Annotated in this window: 14 protein-coding genes; 1 reads left to right on the top strand and 13 read right to left on the bottom strand. The window is 40.6% G+C overall.

Going from position 1 to position 18118, the window contains the following annotated elements; all coding sequences use genetic code 11:
• Positions 1-84: 84 nt before the first annotated feature.
• The 13 genes from ftsZ to mraZ form a co-directional block, all read right to left on the bottom strand.
• The gene (ftsZ, locus tag B2O97_RS04630; protein WP_286727280.1) at positions 85-1782 is read right to left on the bottom strand and encodes a cell division protein FtsZ; all 1698 of its coding nucleotides are present in this window, start codon (positions 1780-1782) and stop codon (positions 85-87) included.
• Positions 1783-1922: 140 nt separating this feature from the next.
• Positions 1923-3299, bottom strand: a complete 1377-nt coding sequence (ftsA, locus tag B2O97_RS04625; RefSeq protein WP_070564959.1) for a cell division protein FtsA — start codon at positions 3297-3299, stop codon at positions 1923-1925.
• Positions 3300-3324: 25 nt separating this feature from the next.
• Positions 3325-4161, bottom strand: coding sequence for a cell division protein FtsQ/DivIB (locus tag B2O97_RS04620; RefSeq protein ID WP_070564956.1), 837 nt, complete (start codon positions 4159-4161; stop codon positions 3325-3327).
• Positions 4154-5509, bottom strand: coding sequence for a UDP-N-acetylmuramate--L-alanine ligase (gene murC, locus B2O97_RS04615; RefSeq protein WP_070564953.1), 1356 nt, complete (start codon positions 5507-5509; stop codon positions 4154-4156). The genes B2O97_RS04620 and murC overlap by 8 nt, the downstream gene beginning before the upstream one ends.
• 7 nt (positions 5510-5516) lie before the next feature.
• A complete protein-coding gene (gene murG, locus B2O97_RS04610; RefSeq protein WP_070564950.1) occupies positions 5517-6620 on the bottom strand; it encodes an undecaprenyldiphospho-muramoylpentapeptide beta-N-acetylglucosaminyltransferase in 1104 nt (367 codons plus the stop codon).
• A 13-nt stretch (positions 6621-6633) separates the two neighbouring features.
• Positions 6634-7833, bottom strand: a complete 1200-nt coding sequence (locus tag B2O97_RS04605; protein ID WP_046673971.1) for an FtsW/RodA/SpoVE family cell cycle protein — start codon at positions 7831-7833, stop codon at positions 6634-6636.
• Positions 7834-7863: 30 nt separating this feature from the next.
• Positions 7864-9237 carry a UDP-N-acetylmuramoyl-L-alanine--D-glutamate ligase gene (gene murD / locus B2O97_RS04600; RefSeq protein WP_070564947.1) on the bottom strand — a complete coding sequence of 458 codons (1374 nt, stop codon included), beginning with the start codon at positions 9235-9237 and terminating at the stop codon, positions 7864-7866.
• Between the two features lie 2 nt (positions 9238-9239).
• Complete coding sequence (gene mraY / locus B2O97_RS04595; RefSeq protein ID WP_070564943.1) at positions 9240-10484, bottom strand: phospho-N-acetylmuramoyl-pentapeptide-transferase; 1245 nt, start codon at positions 10482-10484, stop codon at positions 9240-9242.
• Positions 10485-10488: 4 nt separating this feature from the next.
• Entirely contained in the window at positions 10489-11949 is a 1461-nt protein-coding gene (locus B2O97_RS04590; protein WP_070564941.1) for a UDP-N-acetylmuramoyl-L-alanyl-D-glutamate--2,6-diaminopimelate ligase, read from the bottom strand.
• On the bottom strand, positions 11950-14067 hold the full coding sequence (locus B2O97_RS04585) for a penicillin-binding protein (RefSeq protein WP_112373654.1): 2118 nt from the start codon (positions 14065-14067) through the stop codon (positions 11950-11952).
• 8 nt (positions 14068-14075) lie between these two features.
• On the bottom strand, positions 14076-14489 hold the full coding sequence (locus B2O97_RS04580) for an FtsL-like putative cell division protein (RefSeq protein ID WP_070564936.1): 414 nt from the start codon (positions 14487-14489) through the stop codon (positions 14076-14078).
• Between the two features lie 15 nt (positions 14490-14504).
• Positions 14505-15419 carry a 16S rRNA (cytosine(1402)-N(4))-methyltransferase RsmH gene (gene rsmH, locus B2O97_RS04575; protein ID WP_070564933.1) on the bottom strand — a complete coding sequence of 305 codons (915 nt, stop codon included), beginning with the start codon at positions 15417-15419 and terminating at the stop codon, positions 14505-14507.
• A gap of 4 nt (positions 15420-15423) precedes the next feature.
• The gene (gene mraZ / locus B2O97_RS04570) at positions 15424-15885 is read right to left on the bottom strand and encodes a division/cell wall cluster transcriptional repressor MraZ (protein ID WP_070564930.1); all 462 of its coding nucleotides are present in this window, start codon (positions 15883-15885) and stop codon (positions 15424-15426) included.
• Positions 15886-16319: 434 nt separating this feature from the next.
• On the opposite strand from mraZ, the gene aspS reads away from it, so the two are divergent.
• Positions 16320-18071 carry an aspartate--tRNA ligase gene (aspS, locus tag B2O97_RS04565; protein ID WP_070564927.1) on the top strand — a complete coding sequence of 584 codons (1752 nt, stop codon included), beginning with the start codon at positions 16320-16322 and terminating at the stop codon, positions 18069-18071.
• Positions 18072-18118: the final 47 nt, after the last annotated feature.

Here is an 18118-nt window from a genome sequence, read left to right as displayed (position 1 = left end):
TGTATAATTGTCTTATTTCGGTATTTAAAGATACTAAAAAAGCCATCCGATTGGATGGCTTTTTGTTATTTTATGGTGAATCAATTAGTCTACATTATCATGTAGGAAAGAATTGTTCGGTCTAATTTCAGTATTTCCGTCTTCAAAGGAAAGTGTAAAACGAGACACCTGAGATTGTGAAGAATGCGGTGTATCTTCCAATGACATTTGTTTCCGCTTATAAGCAGGCTCGTTTTCCAACTCATGTAGACCATTAGAAGATTTTAGTTTCATGCTCAATTCTTTAAGACGCAAGATGCGTTCTTTTGTACGAACCAGCTGATCTTCAAACGAAACTTGCTCTTCTTCTACCTGAGGGACTTCTACTTGCTCATTTGTTGTACTTGATGAAAATGTAGGTTTTTCCTCATATCCTGACGCAGAAGGAGCTGTGTAAGAATCAAACACTGTTGGCATCTGGAATTGAAACACTGACGGTGAGGTTTTCAACTGAAAATCACTATCTCCAAATGTAGTTTCCTCTTCATAACCACCATCAAAACCCAAATCATGACGTATTACCTGTGGTTCCTCAACAGCTACCTGTTGTTGTACCGCATTTCTGGGAGAAGTGAACAAGTCAGATTGCAAATTATTTGGAGTAGAAGTATTTGTAGAAGGTGCTGGTGTATCCACACGTTGAACCGGAGTTACGAAACTATTCGTAGCTGGAACTTCTCTTGGTGCTACCTGAGAAACAGGTTTGATAAAAGAATTAGCCGGTTCAGCAGTTAAGGGCATAGACACCTTTGTATTTTCACGTTCTTTATCACGTTCTTCAGATGTTTGAAAACCAGTGGCAATAATTGTTACTGACAATTCGTCTTCAAAATTCTCATCAATACAGTTACCCCAGATCAAATCTGCTGACAAACCAGCTTTTTCCTGAATGTAATCCGTAATGATCGCAACTTCATCCATAGTTACTTCTTTCGTTCCAGAAGTAATATTCAATAAAATATAGCGAGCACCTTCAATCTCATTGTCTTTCAACAATGGAGAAGCTAAGGCACCTTCCACTGCACGTAATGCACGATCTTCACCTTCGGCAACAGCATTTCCCATTATGGCAACACCACTATCGTTCATAACAGTGCGAACATCTTTAAAATCGACGTTTACATAACCAGGGATAGTTATTATTTCGGCGATACCTTTTGCCGCGGTAGTCAATATATCATCTGCTTTTGCAAAAGCCGCAGTCATGGTCAAATTACCAAAGATCTCACGAAGGCGGTCATTTGAGATCACAAGATAAGAGTCTACATATTTACGTAATTCCGAAAGTCCTTCCTCCGCTTGTGAACGACGGCGTTTACCTTCAAACGTAAAGGGCGTAGTTACAATCGCAACAGTTAAAATACCCAATTCTTTGGCAGCTTTCGCTAATACAGGACTAGCACCGGTACCAGTACCACCGCCCATACCAGCTGTAATAAACAACATCTTGGTATTGGTACCCAACATACGTTTGATATCTTCAATACTTTCGATCGCTGAATTTTCACCTACATCAGGATCTGCTCCTGCTCCCATTCCTTCGGTCAGACTTATCCCCAATTGAACTTTATTTGGGATCGGGCTCAATTCCAATGCTTGCGCATCAGTATTACACACGATAAAATCTACCCCACTAATTCCTTGTTTATACATGTGGTTTACGGCATTGCCGCCACCACCACCAACCCCAATAACCTTGATTATTGAAGATTGTTCTTTTAACATTTCAAACTGTATTGACATAACTTATCCCTATTTAACTTACAATGAAGATGATATCAAAACGAATCAAACCCACTATATGTAATGTAATAATAATATAATTTCAACAAAAGTTTTCCACATTTGTTAAATTGTGGAAAACTTCAACTATTGTGGAAAACTTACTTCTTATCTAAAAAACTTGCGTCATCGATTTCATTACCGTCTTTGATAAAACGTTTGAACCATGACAATAATCCTTGCTCCTTTTGTTGCTGTTCAGAAACTTCTTTTGTTGTCACCGTAGCGGCCTGCACTTTTTTAGATGGGGCGTGCATTTCTCTCCGGCTATCTTCCTCTTCCTCGTGCGACTGGATTCCCTTGATCAACAAGCCGATACTTGTTGCATACAACGGACTTTTCAATTCTTCAAACAACGGTTTTGGTAAAACCTCGTTCTTAGAAAGATATTCATTCGGAAATCCGATACGACAATCTATTCCAGTAATATATTCAACAAGTTGTACCAAATGTTTTAATTGAGCACCACCACCGGTAATCACAATACCACCGATCAGTTTATTTTCATATCCAGAAGATTTGATTTCATAATACACGTGCTCAATAATTTCCTCCATTCTAGCTTGGATGATATAAGCTAGGTTTTTAACAGAAATTTCTTTTGGTTCACGACCTTTTAATCCGGGCACGCAAATCACCTCATTTTCTTTGTTTTCATCAGCTAAAGCTGATCCAAAGCGAGTTTTCAACAATTCAGCTTGGGAACGCAAAACAGAACATCCCTGACGGATATCTTCTGTGACGATATTACCGCCTAAAGGAATCACGGCTGTGTGACGAATAATTCCTTCATGGAAGATGGCAACATCTGTGGTTCCACCACCGATATCTACTAATACAACACCAGCATTTTTTTCGTCTTCATCCAATACAGCTTCTGAAGACGCTAAAGGCTCGAGAATCAATTCAGCAACTTCCAGATTGGAATTATCAATACATTTTTTGATGTTTTTAATATCAGTTACACGTCCCGATATAATATGGAAATTTGCTTCAATACGACGCCCCGCCATACCGATAGGTTCGCGAATCCCCGGCTCGTTATCTACCGTAAATTCCTGTGGTAAAACATGTATAATTTCTTCTCCTGGAGGCAGTACCAGTTTATACATATCCGAAATCAGTCGTTCGATATCGCGTCGAATGATTTCGTCGTCACCATCGGTTTTGGTAAATATTCCACGGTGTTGAATACTTTTGATGTGTTGGCCAGCAATTCCCACATTCACCACTTTAATATCCACATTAGACTGCGCTTCGGCTATCTCAACAGCCTCTAAAATACTTCCCACAGTTTTCTGGATATTAGCAACTACTCCGCGGCTTACACCGGCAGAGTCCGCTTTCCCCACACCTAATAATTCAATTTTGTTTCCTGAGCTACGTCTCCCAACCGTAACACAAATTTTGGTAGTACCAATATCGAGTCCCACGATAATTGGGTTTTCTCTTTCAATTTCTGCTGCCTTTGAGTTCATAATTTCCTGTATTGTTGCTGTATTACTATAATGTATTATTTGCTACTTTTTTTGTTTGATCGCCTGAAAAACTCCAGTTTCCTCGTTTTTCACAGATGATCTGACCTCCATATTTCACATTGACAACACCGTAAGCATTTATACCTACCTTTGGCATGATCTGCGTATAAAAGGTCTTTAATAATTCAAATTTTTGTTCCAATGAATCTGCCGATCCAACAATTAATTGCTGTGTCCCTACACGAGGTACAAGTTCAATATCCTTATCCGAGTTCACATATATCTGCACAACCTGATTACTCCATAATTCGTCATTTTTGATAAATTCAACGACCTTAACCAAATCTTTAACCAATGGTGTTGCTATGGTATCCAGTGCTTCATTATATCCTTCTGCGATATTCCCTGTTGCAACCATGATGTGCGGTATATACTTCAACGTTGTCGGTATCTTCAATCCTTTGGGGTCAACATAAAACTCCTTTCCATTTTTGTTGATGATCCGCATGACAGCCTCGCGCTGATTAATATTAATTCTGATCGTACCATCCATATCGGCATGTATACTGGCATCGGACACATAAGGTAATTTACGTAAGGTTTTTTCAACTTTCTGAAAGGGAATTCCATTGACTTTCTTTCCCACGAAACTACCATAGTTATGTTCTATTAACTTAGAGATATCCGCCTGATCAATAAAGGCTTCTGTACCTTCAATGACAATCTTAATATCTTTACAAACTTGCTGCTCATCACGTTTCCCCACAATAGTCATAATCACGACGACAACAATTACACCTATAAAAAATAGTGTAAAGTAGAGGACACGATTCCATTGTATGTTACGTAATTTTTTAAGCATGCTCTAAAATTGCCTGTAACGGTTTAACCAATTTGTCAATATCACCTGCCCCAACTGTAACAATCAGTTCCGGCTTTTCATCGCGTGCAAATTCCAAGACTTCTTCTGCAGTTACAAGCTGTTTTTCCGCTGCCGTAATTTTATCCAATAACCAACTCGAATTGATCCCTTCAATAGGAAGCTCCCGTGCAGGATAGATTTCCATTAACAACAGCTTGTCAGCCATGGACAATACCTCGGCGAAACCATCCACAAAATCCCGCGTACGCGTAAATAAATGCGGCTGAAAGACCACATTTAACTTTTTCGTAGGATACAATTTCCGCATCGAAGTTAAAAATGCACGCAGTTCCTCTGGATGGTGCGCATAATCATCAATATACACCGCTCCAGGTTTACGGACAATATATTCAAACCTTCTTTTCACGCCTTTAAATGTCGTCAACGCTTTCTTAATAGCTTCGTCTGCAATTCCAAGTAAACGGGCTACCGCAATCGCAGCTACCGCGTTTTCAACATTGTGGATACCAGGGATACCCAAATGAATATCATCTATTCGTCCGTTGGTATCTTGGTAATCAAAAAAGAACTCTCCATCGCGTACATGCACACTGGAAGCATATGCATCAGCGATTTCATGGCCTGAATAACTTATTTGCCCCTCAAACTCGAGGCCTTTTTTTATAATACGTGTACCTCCTTCAACAACTTTATCCAAGAACATTTGGAACGATTCAAGCAAATGGCTCCGATCGCCATAAATGTCCAGATGATCCGCATCAGAAGAAGTTACTATTGCGATATTGGGGTGAAGCGTCAGGAATGAACGATCAAACTCATCAGCCTCAACCACAACTGTATTATTATTTCCATAAAGCACATTGGTACCGTAGTTAGAACTGATTCCACCCAAAAAGGCCGAACAGTCGTAGCCCGAATCTTTCAATACATGTGCCACCATTGTAGAAGTTGTCGTTTTACCATGTGTACCAGCAACCGCTACTGTAAATCTACTTTCACTAATGATCCCCAAAACTTGAGATCGTTTATAGAGCGTATGTCCTTGTGATTCAAAAAAAGCTTTAATCTTCGAATCTTTAGGAATAGCCGGTGTAAAAATGACTAATGTCTCCGTCGTAGGTACGTTAAAAATAGCATCAATCGTATTGATATCATCCTGATAGGAGATCGCGATCCCTTCCTTGACTAAGGTTTTAGTCAGCTCAGTTTCTGTACGGTCATATCCATCCACCTCACAGCCCAAATGCTTAAAATAGCGTGCAAGGCCACTCATGCCTATACCACCTATTCCGATCAAGTAAACTTGTTTTATTGCATCTAGATTCATACTTCGTCTATTTTTTTTTAACCAATTTATACACCTCCTCGGCAATCTGCACATCAGCATTCAACTTACCGAGTTTTTTAATATTCCCACTTAATTGTGAGACATGATCTGCGTCTTTTAATAAAGTTAAAGCAGCAGGTATTAAGTCTCTTTGTGCATCACTATCCTTCACCAGTAATGCAGCACCTTTATTGACCAATGCCATTGCATTTTTGGTCTGATGATCTTCGGCCACATTGGGTGAAGGCACAAGGATAACAGGTTTTCCAACCACACAGAGCTCAGAGATGGTACCGGCTCCAGCACGGCTAATAATCAAATCTGCCGCAGCATAAGCATAATCCATGCGCTGAAGAAAGGCCAGCATCTTGATATTACCTGGAAGTTTACCTGTCAACTCCGCGTGTAGGTTTTCAACATAGAAACTACCGCATTGCCAAATCAGCTGCACTTCTTCCTCCTTTAGCTCATTCAGGTAAGCAACAACACTTTCATTTAATGTTTTAGCCCCCAAACTACCGCCAAGTACCAAAATTGTTTTTTTGTGTGGATCTAACGCAAAGAACGCTAAGGCCTCCTCTCTTTTTCCCGCTATCGCAATAGACTCGCGTCTTATTGGATTGCCGGTGAGCAATACTTTGTCCGCAGGAAAGAATTGCTCCATCCCCTCATAAGCCACACATATTTTTGCAGCCTTAGCACCAACTTTTTTGTTGGTTACACCAGCATAGGAATTCTGTTCTTGCACGACTGTTGGCACCTCCAGCTTATTGGCCATCATTAGCAATGGACCTGAAGCAAAACCACCTACCCCTACAGCCACATCCGGTCTAAAATCCTTAATTATGCTTTTTGCTTTATTTAAACTTTTCATAAGCTTAAACGGCAAAAAGATATTCTTCCACAGCTGCTTTCTATTGATTCCCTGAATGTCGAGTCCAACAATCTTATATCCTGCTGCGGGCACTTTATCCATTTCCATCCGGCCATTGGCACCCACAAATAGAATTTCATTTGCAGGATCCATTGCCTTCAACGCATTTGCAATTGAAATCGCCGGAAAGATATGTCCTCCGGTTCCACCACCACTGATAATTACGCGAATTGCCATGCTTAATTTATTATTATGCAGGAATAGATCCTATAACCACTTTTTTCGGTTTAGGCTTTTCATCCAGCTCTTCTTTACCTTTTAATTCTTCAATATTTCTACTCACACTCAGGATGATTCCCAAGGCGACACTCGTAAATAAAATCGAGGTTCCTCCCATACTCACTAGTGGAAGCGGAACCCCCGTTACTGGTCCCAATCCGACGGCAACAGCCATATTGGCCAAAGCCTGAATTGTCAAACTAAATCCCAAACCCGCAGCCAGAAAAGTACCAAAAGCTTTGGGACTCATCGTGACAATACGTATACATCGATACATAAATGCCAAATACAGAAATAGCAGAATCACCCCCCCGACTGTTCCATATTCTTCAATGATAATCGCGTAAATAAAATCGGAATAAGGGTGCGGCAACACATTACGTTGCACACTATTTCCCGGTCCTTTTCCAAAAAGCCCACCAGTTGCTATAGCAATTTTCGCATTGTTTGCCTGATAATTTTTATCATCCTGGAAGGATACCGTTTTATCCACTTTTTCAGTATGAAAAAAAGATTTTACCCGGCTGATATAAGTCGTTCTACGGGGACCAAAGAAGATAACCATCATAAGGAGCACCCCTCCGCCACAACAAACAATGGCAATCTGCTTAAAACTAATCCGTCCGATCAAGAGCAATAAAACACTCACGCCAAACAGCATCAATGCGGTAGATAGATTGGCCAAGGCAATCAGAATAAACACACCACACACCGACCCCATAATGGGTAAGAACGATTTTTTCACATCTTTGATCTCTTCCTGCTTCCGGGATAACATCCTTGCAAGAAAGACGATAAGTGACAACTTTGCTAAATCCGATGTTTGAAAGGTCAAACCTATACCAGGGATAGTCAACCAACGACTAGCTTCATTAACTTTACTTCCGAACAACAGCGTAAACAACAATAAAGGGATTGTAATACCCATCATTATTTTGGATATACCCGCATAATACCGATAATCTAACTTGTGAGAAAGATACATCAGGACAAAGCCTATGGCAATGATAGAGAAATGCTTTAACAGATACATTTCAGTCCCTTTCCCTTCTTTATAAGCCAAGGTACCCACCGAACTGTATACAGCCAAAAGTGACCATCCCGATAAGATAATCACAATGATCCATATCCATCGATCACCCTTCAATTTAGACATTATATTCTGTAGCATATCCTTCCTCCTCTTATTGGGTTACACCATTTATAATTCCATTACAGCAGCCTTAAATTTATCGCCACGATCTTCATAATTCTTAAACCAATCAAAACTAGCGCAAGCAGGAGACAATAAGACGGTGTCACCTTTTTGAGCTAAGTGGGACGACAATACCACGGCATCTTGCATGGAGGTACTGTTGACAATAATCTCCACATCTTGTTCAAATGCTTTATGAATTGCAGCCGTATCTTTTCCTAAACAAACGATAGCGCGCACCTTGTCTTTGACCAAATCAGCAAGCATACTGTAATCGTTTCCTTTATCCACGCCACCCAACAACAACACGATTGGTGTAGAGAAACTTTCCAAAGCATACCATACCGAATTTACATTCGTCGCCTTTGAATCGTTAATGTAATTTACACCGCCGATACAGGCTACATGTTCAAGGCGATGTGGAATATTCACATACGATCCCATACTTTCTTTCATCACTTGATTTCTCAATTCCTGCACTTTCGCAATTAACCCAGAAGCCATGCTATTATAAATATTATGCTTCCCCTGCAATGACAATTCCTCAGCTCTCATAGTGAATGTATCGTTATTTGGTGTATTAATAATTATTGTTTTGTTGGCATTTAAATAAGCCCCCAATTCAACAAGTTGTTCTTGTGTAAAAGGCAAATAGGTCCCTTTACTATGATGTCTTTCCAATCCTTTAACTGTTTCCGGATCGTCCAGGCAGTATATAAAATAATCCTTCTCCGTTTGATTCTGAATCATTCTGAATTTTGAATCCACATAATTTTCCATTTTATGGTCATAGCGATCCAAATGATCAGGAGTAATATTCAGTATAACAGCAACATCTGCTCTAAAATGGTACATATCGTCCAGCATAAAGCTCGATATTTCCAATACATAGCAATCGAACTGTTCTTTAGCCACCTGCAATGCAAAGCTTTTCCCGATATTACCTGCCAATCCGACGTTTAAACCGCCATGCTTAAGCATTTCATAAGTCAACATCGTCGTCGTAGACTTTCCGTTTGACCCTGTAATACAGATTAACTTTGCATCCGTATATTGCGCCGCAAATTCAATTTCTGCAATCACAGGTATATTCTTTGCTCTCAATGCAACGACCAATGGTACGGTCGCTGGAATACCAGGGCTTTTTACAACCAGTGCAGCATTCAAGATACGGCCTTCGTCATGTTGACCTTCTTCGAAAGCTATTCCCTCCGCTTTTAGTTGTTCCTTATAGTGGTCTGCAATAAGCCCTTTATCTGACACAAATACATCAAATCCCTTTTCTTTCCCAAGAATCGCCGTTCCAACACCGCTTTCGCCTGCCCCTAAAATGACCAAACTTCCAGATTGAGGATAATATGTTGTTGCAATATTTGACATCATTATCTAATTTTCAATGTTACAATAGTAAGAATGGCCAATATGATTCCTACAATAACAAAACGTGTTACAATTTTCGCTTCATGATACCCCTTCTTCTGAAAGTGATGGTGCAATGGTGACATCAAAAAGATCCGTCTACCCTCACCATATTTCTTCTTCGTGTATTTGAAATACGACACCTGAAGAATAACCGAAAGGTTTTCCAACAGAAACACACCACACAAAATTGGGATCAATAATTCTTTCCGGATCAAAATAGCAAAGGCAGCAATAATACCGCCGATCGCTAAACTTCCCGTATCACCCATAAAAACTTGAGCAGGATACGTATTATACCATAAGAAACCTACGCAAGCGCCAACAAATGCCCCAGCGAAAATCACGAGTTCTCCGGAATTGGGGATATACATAATATTGAGGTAATCTGAAAAGATCACGTTACCCGACACGTACGCTAAAATGGCTAAAGTAACACCAATGATAGCGGATGTACTCGTGGCTAAACCATCGATACCGTCCGTAATATTTGCGCCGTTTGAAACTGCCGTAACGATAAAAATAACAACAACTAAAAAGACGATAAAAGTCAGATAATCGCTCTGTAGTCCAAATATTTTAAACACCTTGGCATAATCAAACTCATTATTTTTATAAAACGGAATATTCGTCTTCGATGATTTTACGTTTTCAGCGTAGGTCTTCTCACCTGTACCTTCATTGATAACCACTTCAACAGGCTTGGTAGAGGTTGGTTTATCGACCCCTTTTCGAACTACGATATCTGGATGAAAGTACATCGTACAAGCAATTATTGCTCCCAAGCCAACTTGTCCAACAACTTTAAACTTACCAGCTAAGCCTTCTTTATTATGTCGAAAGACCTTGATATAATCATCTAAAAATCCAATTGCGCCCATCCAAAGTGTTGTCACAACCATGATAATCACATAGATATTCGTCAATTTAGCAAATAACAAGGTAGGGATAAGAATACCTGCAATAATGATGATCCCACCCATTGTCGGCGTACCAGCTTTCTTTTTTTCTCCTTCAAGCCCCAAATCACGAATTGTCTCTCCAACTTGCTTATTATGCAAGAATTGAATCAATTTTCCCCCAAAAACCGTGGTAATAATCAATGAAGCGATTACAGCCATAGATGTCCTAAAAGAGATGTATTGAAACAAACCTCCTCCAGGTATATGAATATATTCGCTAAGCCACGTAAAAAGATGGTATAACATATTTCTATTGTTCGTTAAATGTATTCTCTAAAACTTCTTTATCATCAAAATGATGTCTTACACCATTTATATCTTGATATTTCTCATGCCCTTTTCCTGCAACCAGGATAATATCCCCAGGATTAGCCAGCTGATATGCTGTCCTTATCGCTTCCTTACGATCAGCTATAGAAAGCGTCTTCGCCTTTTGGTCTGCTGCCACACCGGCTTCAATATCTTTAATAATCTGATAAGGATCTTCTGTACGCGGATTGTCGGACGTAATCAAAAATCGATCACTATAACGCAGAGCCGCTTCAGCCATTTCAGGTCGTTTAGTTTTGTCCCGATCGCCTCCGCATCCCAATACAGTAATAATTTTTTGTTCTGGACGTCGCAATGAACTGATGGTCTTCAATACATTTTCAACTGCGTCAGGAGTATGCGCATAGTCCACAATTCCAAAAACACCAGAAGTCGATTTCATCGTTTCAAACCGCCCCTCTGCCCCCTTCAAGGTACTGAGTGCGGTCAATACTTTCACCGTTTCCTGCTCAAGCAAGATAGCGGCACCATAAACCGCCAAAAGGTTATATGCGTTGAAATCGCCGATCAATTTTACCCATACTTCCTGTCCATCAACACTCATCAACATACCATCGAAATGGCTTTCGATCACCTTTGCTTTAAAATCCGCTCCAGAACGTAAGCCATAGCTTTTCCGATGTGCCACTGTATTTTGAAGCATGACCTGACCATTTCTATCGTCAGCATTCGTCAAAGCAAAAGCATTCGCATCCAGATCGTCAAAAAACTTCTTTTTCGCTTTAATATAGTTATCAAAAGTTTTATGGAAATCCAGGTGATCATGCGTAATGTTCGTGAATATTGCACCCGCAAACACCAAGCCTGCAATACGTTCCTGAACGACAGCATGCGAACTAACCTCCATAAACGCATAATCACAGCCATCATCAACCATATCCCGTAACAATTTATTCAATTGAATAGGGTCTGGTGTTGTATGCGTTGCTGGTATAATCTTTGTTCCAATTTGGTTTTGTACTGTAGATAATAAGCCTACATGGTAGCCTAGCTCAGTAAACAGCTGAAACAACAATGTGGCTACTGTCGTTTTACCATTCGTACCGGTCACCCCAACAAGTTTCAACTGCTCAGCAGGATTTTCGTAGAAATTAGCCGCAGCAACCCCTAAAGCATAAGCAGAATCAGCCACCAAGATATAAGCGACAGAGTCTAACGTCTCTTCGGGCAACTCCTCTACAATAACGGCTCTTGCTCCCGAGGTAATTGCCTTGTCTACAAACAAGTGACCATCTGTTTGAACACCCCGCACTGCGATAAACAAACTTCCCAACTCCACTTTTCTGGAATCAAAGCACAAAGAGTGCACATCAACCTCTTCGAGGTTCCCTACAACCTGCTGTACAGGGATAGCATGCAATACTTTTTTTAAATCCATCATTTACTTAAGTTCTAAATTTATCGCCGTTCCAAAAGGCAGTTTTTGCCCCGCAGCTAACGACTGTATTCCAACTCTTCCTTTTCCCGTCACGTGCGCCTTAAATCCGGCATTCTCCACAACATATAAAGCATCCATCAAACCCATGCCAACCACATTCGGAACAATTCCTTCTTTATATTTTAAATCCATAAATGGCACGCCTCGTGTAGAGGTATCCACCTCTCCTCGGGCAATTGTATCCCAATTCACGGTATTAATTCCCAACCTATCGTACACTTTTTTACTAGCTTCCTTCGAACCCTGCAAAGTCAATGGCATTCTTCCGCCTACATTGACCGCTTTAAACGTCTTTTTCCCCTCCATTTCCATATCGTTTGCATATACCATGTCTGCAAGCTCTTTAAACACGGGCCCTGCAATCGATGCACCATAGTATCCATTTCTCGGGTTACGGATTACCACAATAATGGAATATTTTGGATCCTCCGCAGGAAAATACCCCGCGAATGAAGATTGATATCGTCTGGCACCGTACCCTCTCGAACCATCAGCCATCTGTGCTGTACCTGTTTTACCACCAGAGCTATATAACGGACTAGCAACACTTCTACCTGTTCCTTCAGTCATAACACCTTCCATCATTCCCCTCACCTCTGCTAAAGCATGATCCGAAGCGATCTTTTCGTTAATCACTTTCGCTTGAAACGTTTGAATTGTATTTCCTAAATGCCGAATTTCCTTAACAAATAGCGGCGCTATCAACTTTCCGTTATTTGCGACAGCATTATAAAATGTCAACGTTTGCAATGGTGTAATTTTCATTTCATAGCCGTAAGCCATCTGTACCAACGATAACCCGCTCCAGCTTTTGCTTTTCGACGTTTTCACCAAAGGCACACCTTCTCCGGGAATCTGTAGATCGAGCGTCTTACCAAAACCAAAAGAATGTAGCTTTGATGTAAACTGATCCGGGTTATCCTTATAAGCTTGATATACAAACTTCGTAACACCCACATTCGACGACTCCTCAAAAGCCCTTTTCGCTGAAATTATAGACTTCTTAGGCGCATGTGAATCACGAATCGTATGCTTATAAATTGGCCAGTTACCATTACCAATATTCACAGTTGTACTCGAGTCTATTTTCTTATCATCAATCAAAGCCAGATAAGAAGCTAACTTAAATGTTGAACCTGGATCTGCACTTTGTGCTATTGCAAGATTGAACTTTTCACGGTAGACTCCGTCTTTATCGCGCATAAAATTAGCCACCGCACGCACCTCGCCTGTTTTCACCTCCATCATCACAACACAGCCCTCATCCGCATTACTCGTAATCATCTGCTTCTCCAGAGCCCTTTGCGCCATATCCTGCATATTCACATCAATAGTAGAGATAATATCAGACCCATCAACCGGGGCAACCTCAATATCTTTGTTAACAGGAATCCATACCCCACCAGCAATACGCTGCATTAACCTCTTTCCGCTTCTTCCGTCGATATATTCGCCATATGCCCCTTCCAAACCAACATGAATATTTTCTTTCACATTTTTATAACCGATGGTTCTCGCAGCGAGATTGACAAAAGGTAAAATACGCTTATTCTGCCTATCTGTAATCAAACAACTTGGAAAACGTTCTTTATTGACACGTGCAGATTTAAGTAAAGGGAATTGTTTTACCCGCTTTAAATCTTGGTGTGACACATTACGTTTGAGCAACAAGTAGCGCTGCTTTTTATTCCGTGCCTGTTTTAATAATGTCAAATACTGCCGAGATGATTTATCTTTAAAAAAATCAGCAAGTTTAATAGCCAAGGAGTCAACTTTCAAATTGAAATACTCTTCATCTTCTTCGGGAATCGCCATTGCATCAAAACGAAGCTCATATTCAGGCACCGAAGTAGCCAATAAGCTTCCGTCATTTGAATAAATATTACCACGAGCAGCTTCCACCTCCCGTTCCTGAATAGAAAGGCTATCCGCTAAAGCTTTCCAATGCTCTCCATCGACATACTGCAACTTGGCCATTTTTCCAAATACCAAAAACGCAAGTAGTACGATAAGCCCAAAAGCAAAATAGACACGCACAAGAATCGTATTTCTGATACTCATAACTCTTCCTATTTATCTTCTTTATTCTCTATAACTTCAATCTTGATCGGTGGTTCCACACGCTCTTTCAACCCCAAAGAATCGACACGTTTGGCAATTTCTGTCTGTGTAGACATTTTCATCAGTTCGGCAGAGAGAGACTTATGATCCCAGCCCAATTCCTTTACCTCTTTACTCACTTTATCGATACTCCGAATAGTTCGCTCTGCAAAATGACGATTGGAAATATACAGTAACATCAGAAAGGCAACAAAAGCTCCGAAAGGCAAGTAATGCAATATTTTATTTAACGAAAGGTCTCCAACGGTAAAAAGCGTTTTAATAAACGCTTCTGTTTCTTCCGCCTTTTCCTCGACAGTTTCTTGCAGTTCCTCCTGAACTTCTTCACTCAATTCTTTCTGTCTTATCGTATTTCTGCTCATCCTCTCGCTCCATTTTTAAGACAAATTCAACTTTTCAGCAATACGCAGTTTCGCACTGCGCGATCTATTATTTATCGCCAACTCTTGTGCAGATGCCGTAATTGCTTTACGGCTCAACACATGAAATGGCTTAATTTCATTTCCAAAAAAATCCTTTTCAACTTCCCCTTTAAACTTACCTTTGGCCATAAAATTCTTAACCAAACGGTCCTCCAAAGAGTGATAGGACATCACAGCCAATCGGCCCTCAACACGGAGTACATCAACTGTCTGCAACAAAAATTCCTGCAACGCCTCCAACTCGCGATTCACTTCGATACGAAGAGCCTGAAATACCTGCGCATGGTACTTATGTTCTTTACCCTTTGGAACCATACGTTGAATCACCTCTTTCAATTCAGCAACAGTCTGGATCGGCTGTGACAAACGCGCAGTAACAATTGTTTTCGCAAGCGATTTAGCGTTCATGATTTCACCATACATACCAAAAATACGATGCAGATCCTCCTCCGAATAGGTTGCCAAAAGCGACTTTGCATCCAAATCGCCCACCTGATCCATACGCATATCCAAGTCTGCATCAAAGCGAATAGAAAAGCCACGATCTGCAGCATCGAATTGATGCGAAGAAACACCTAGATCTGCTAAAATACCATCTACAGAACGTACACCTTCCAAACGAAGGCTATTCTTTAGAAACCTAAAGTTTTGGTGTATCAACGTAAAGCGAGGATCGTCAATTGCATTTTCCAACGCATCCGGATCCTGATCAAAAGCAAACAACTTCCCCTTCGGCCCTAATCTCTTCAGAATCTCTCGAGAATGGCCACCACCACCAAAAGTCACATCCACATAAATACCATCCGGCTTAATAGCCAAAGCATCCATGCATTCTTGTAACATTACCGGAACATGATATACATTCTCCATACGCTTATAGTCCAAAATTAATATCTCCCATTACCTCCGCAGCCAAAGATGATATATCCTCTACACCGCCATCACCCATCAATTCCTCATACCCTTCTTTTGACCAAACCTCAATCTTATTAAATTGACAAGCCAAAACCAGCTCAGTGCTTATTCCTGCAAATTCCAGCAAACTTTTGGGCAACAAAACACGACCCGCAGCATCCAATGTCAATTCCGTAGCGCCACGCGTAAAAGCACGGACAAACGCCCGAACTTTAGGATCGAATTGATTCAATTTAGCCAGTTTAGCCGTCATCAAATCCCACTCTTCCCTTGGATAAAATACAAGATGTTTCTCAAAACCGCGATTCACCACAAGACCATCCCGCTCTACATGAGGCATTTGCCTCTTGAGCGCAGCTGGTAACACCATTCTTCCTTTGGCGTCTAACTTGCATTCGAATTCTCCGATCAACTGAGTCATGTCGTCAATTATCCTATTCTAATTTAAATGTAAAAGTATACACTTTCTCCCACTTTCCCCCACTTTATAACATAAAAAAGTTTTCCACATCAACAAATCGCTACAACAAACAGAAGTCGACTTCAAAAAAAACACATGTAAAACCTTATTTACAAGCAGTTAAAAGCCAATTTTCCTGAAAAATAAGCTATTACGCCAGAAGTGATTTTTTGCTCTTTTTTTATCAAAATCAGCAATGAATTGTAAAAATTTCCTCTTTAGAAATTTAATTTTAGCCAATTTTTGTCCCAAAAGGGGGCAAAGTGGGAGGAGTCAAAAACAGAAACAAAAGATGTGGCAGAAAGTGGGAGAAGGCTCCTCAAATAACCTGAACAGAATTCGTTATTGTCGAGTAAAACCAATAATTTTGCGTCAAATATAATTTTCATAACGATATGCACAGAACACACACTTGTGGAGAATTAACACTAGCTGACTTAGGGAAAACGGTTACCCTAAGTGGATGGGTTCAAAAATCGCGCGATTTGGGCGGTATGACTTTCATCGATGTTAGAGACCGATATGGTATCACACAATTAACGTTCAATGCAGATGATGATGCTTCCTTGCGCGCAAGTGCCCGTGAGCTCGGAAGAGAATATGTCATCAAGGTAACTGGAGAAGTTATCGAACGCTCTAATAAAAATGCTAAAATCTCCACTGGAGATATTGAAATCAAGGTTTCAAATCTTGAAATATTAAATGCCGCTAAATTACCTCCTTTTACAATAGAAGATGAAACAGATGGTGGTGATGACATCAGAATGAAGTTCAGATACCTGGATTTGCGTCGTAACCCCGTACGTGAAAACCTTATTTTACGTCATAAGACCTCACAAGAGGTACGCCGTTATCTTGACTCCCAAAACTTCCTGGAAGTAGAAACTCCATACCTGATTAAATCAACTCCGGAGGGAGCACGCGACTTTGTCGTACCTTCCCGTATGAATCCTGGAGAATTTTATGCGTTACCACAATCCCCACAGACCTTCAAACAATTATTGATGGTTTCAGGATTTGATCGCTATTTTCAAATTGTAAAATGTTTTCGTGATGAAGATTTGCGTGCAGACCGCCAACCAGAATTCACGCAAATAGACTGTGAAATGTCTTTTGTAGAACAGGAAGATGTATTAAATATCTTTGAAGGACTTGCAAAACATATCTTCAAAACAATCAAAGGTATCGACTTAGGCAATGTTCCGCGTATGACTTACGCAGATGCGATGCGCCTTTACGGATCAGACAAACCGGATATCCGTTTCGGAATGCAGTTTGTTGAACTAAACGAGGTTGCCAAAGGAAAAGGTTTCCCTGTATTTGATGCAGCAGAGTTAGTGGTTGGTATCAATGCGGAAAATTGTGCACATTATACCAGAAAACAACTGGATGCATTGACAGATTTTATCAAGCGTCCACAGATTGGCGCAACAGGCTTGGTATATGCGCGTGTGAATGAAGACGGTTCAGTGAAGTCGTCCGTTGATAAATTTTTCACACCAGAACAACTGTCGGCAATTGCAGAAGCGTTCCACGCGAAACCTGGCGACCTATTGTTAATTATGGCTGGTGGAACAGACAAAGTTCGCAAACAACTCAATGAATTACGCCTTGAAGTTGCGTCACAACTTGGTTTCCGCAACAAAGAAACCTTTGCTCCATTATGGGTTGTTGATTTTCCACTATTGGAATGGGACGAAGAAAGTGGCCGTTTCCATGCCATGCACCATCCGTTCACATCTCCAAAACCGGAAGACATCCCACTTTTAGATACCAACCCTGGAGAAGTGAGAGCAAATGCCTATGACTTTGTTTTAAACGGTGTAGAAGTAGGCGGTGGATCAATCCGTATCCACGACAGAGACCTTCAATCGCTCATGTTCAAACATTTGGGATTCAGCCCTGAAGAAGCAAAAAAACAATTTGGATTCCTGATGGAAGCCTTTACCTATGGGGCTCCCCCACACGGCGGATTGGCTTTTGGCTTTGACCGACTCGTATCCTTATTGGCAGGTTTAGATTCCATCCGCGACGTGATTGCCTTCCCAAAAAACAATTCGGGAAGAGATGTTATGATTGACGCACCGTCAACCATTCACCAAGAACAACTGGACGAGCTAAGCTTAAATATTGCGATAAAAGCATAAATTATTTAACTCGATTTTCGAGAAACAATTTATTAACAGTATATTTA

This window comes from Sphingobacterium sp. UBA865 (assembly GCF_002295765.1).
Classification (GTDB): Bacteria; Bacteroidota; Bacteroidia; order Sphingobacteriales; family Sphingobacteriaceae; genus Sphingobacterium; species Sphingobacterium multivorum.
This window is presented reverse-complemented; position numbering and strand designations above follow the sequence as displayed.

Coding starts and splice junctions, on each gene's coding strand:
- mraY (WP_070564943.1), bottom strand. CDS start 10,484: ATGTTATACCATCTTTTTACGTGGCTTAGCGAATATATTCATATACCT.
- ftsZ (WP_286727280.1), bottom strand. CDS start 1,782: ATGTCAATACAGTTTGAAATGTTAAAAGAACAATCTTCAATAATCAAG.
- B2O97_RS04590 (WP_070564941.1), bottom strand. CDS start 11,949: ATGATGGATTTAAAAAAAGTATTGCATGCTATCCCTGTACAGCAGGTT.
- B2O97_RS04605 (WP_046673971.1), bottom strand. CDS start 7,833: ATGCTACAGAATATAATGTCTAAATTGAAGGGTGATCGATGGATATGG.
- murG (WP_070564950.1), bottom strand. CDS start 6,620: ATGGCAATTCGCGTAATTATCAGTGGTGGTGGAACCGGAGGACATATC.
- B2O97_RS04580 (WP_070564936.1), bottom strand. CDS start 14,489: ATGAGCAGAAATACGATAAGACAGAAAGAATTGAGTGAAGAAGTTCAG.
- murC (WP_070564953.1), bottom strand. CDS start 5,509: ATGAATCTAGATGCAATAAAACAAGTTTACTTGATCGGAATAGGTGGT.
- B2O97_RS04585 (WP_112373654.1), bottom strand. CDS start 14,067: ATGAGTATCAGAAATACGATTCTTGTGCGTGTCTATTTTGCTTTTGGG.
- murD (WP_070564947.1), bottom strand. CDS start 9,237: ATGTCAAATATTGCAACAACATATTATCCTCAATCTGGAAGTTTGGTC.
- B2O97_RS04620 (WP_070564956.1), bottom strand. CDS start 4,161: ATGCTTAAAAAATTACGTAACATACAATGGAATCGTGTCCTCTACTTT.
- mraZ (WP_070564930.1), bottom strand. CDS start 15,885: ATGACTCAGTTGATCGGAGAATTCGAATGCAAGTTAGACGCCAAAGGA.
- ftsA (WP_070564959.1), bottom strand. CDS start 3,299: ATGAACTCAAAGGCAGCAGAAATTGAAAGAGAAAACCCAATTATCGTG.
- aspS (WP_070564927.1), top strand. CDS start 16,320: ATGCACAGAACACACACTTGTGGAGAATTAACACTAGCTGACTTAGGG.
- rsmH (WP_070564933.1), bottom strand. CDS start 15,419: ATGGAGAATGTATATCATGTTCCGGTAATGTTACAAGAATGCATGGAT.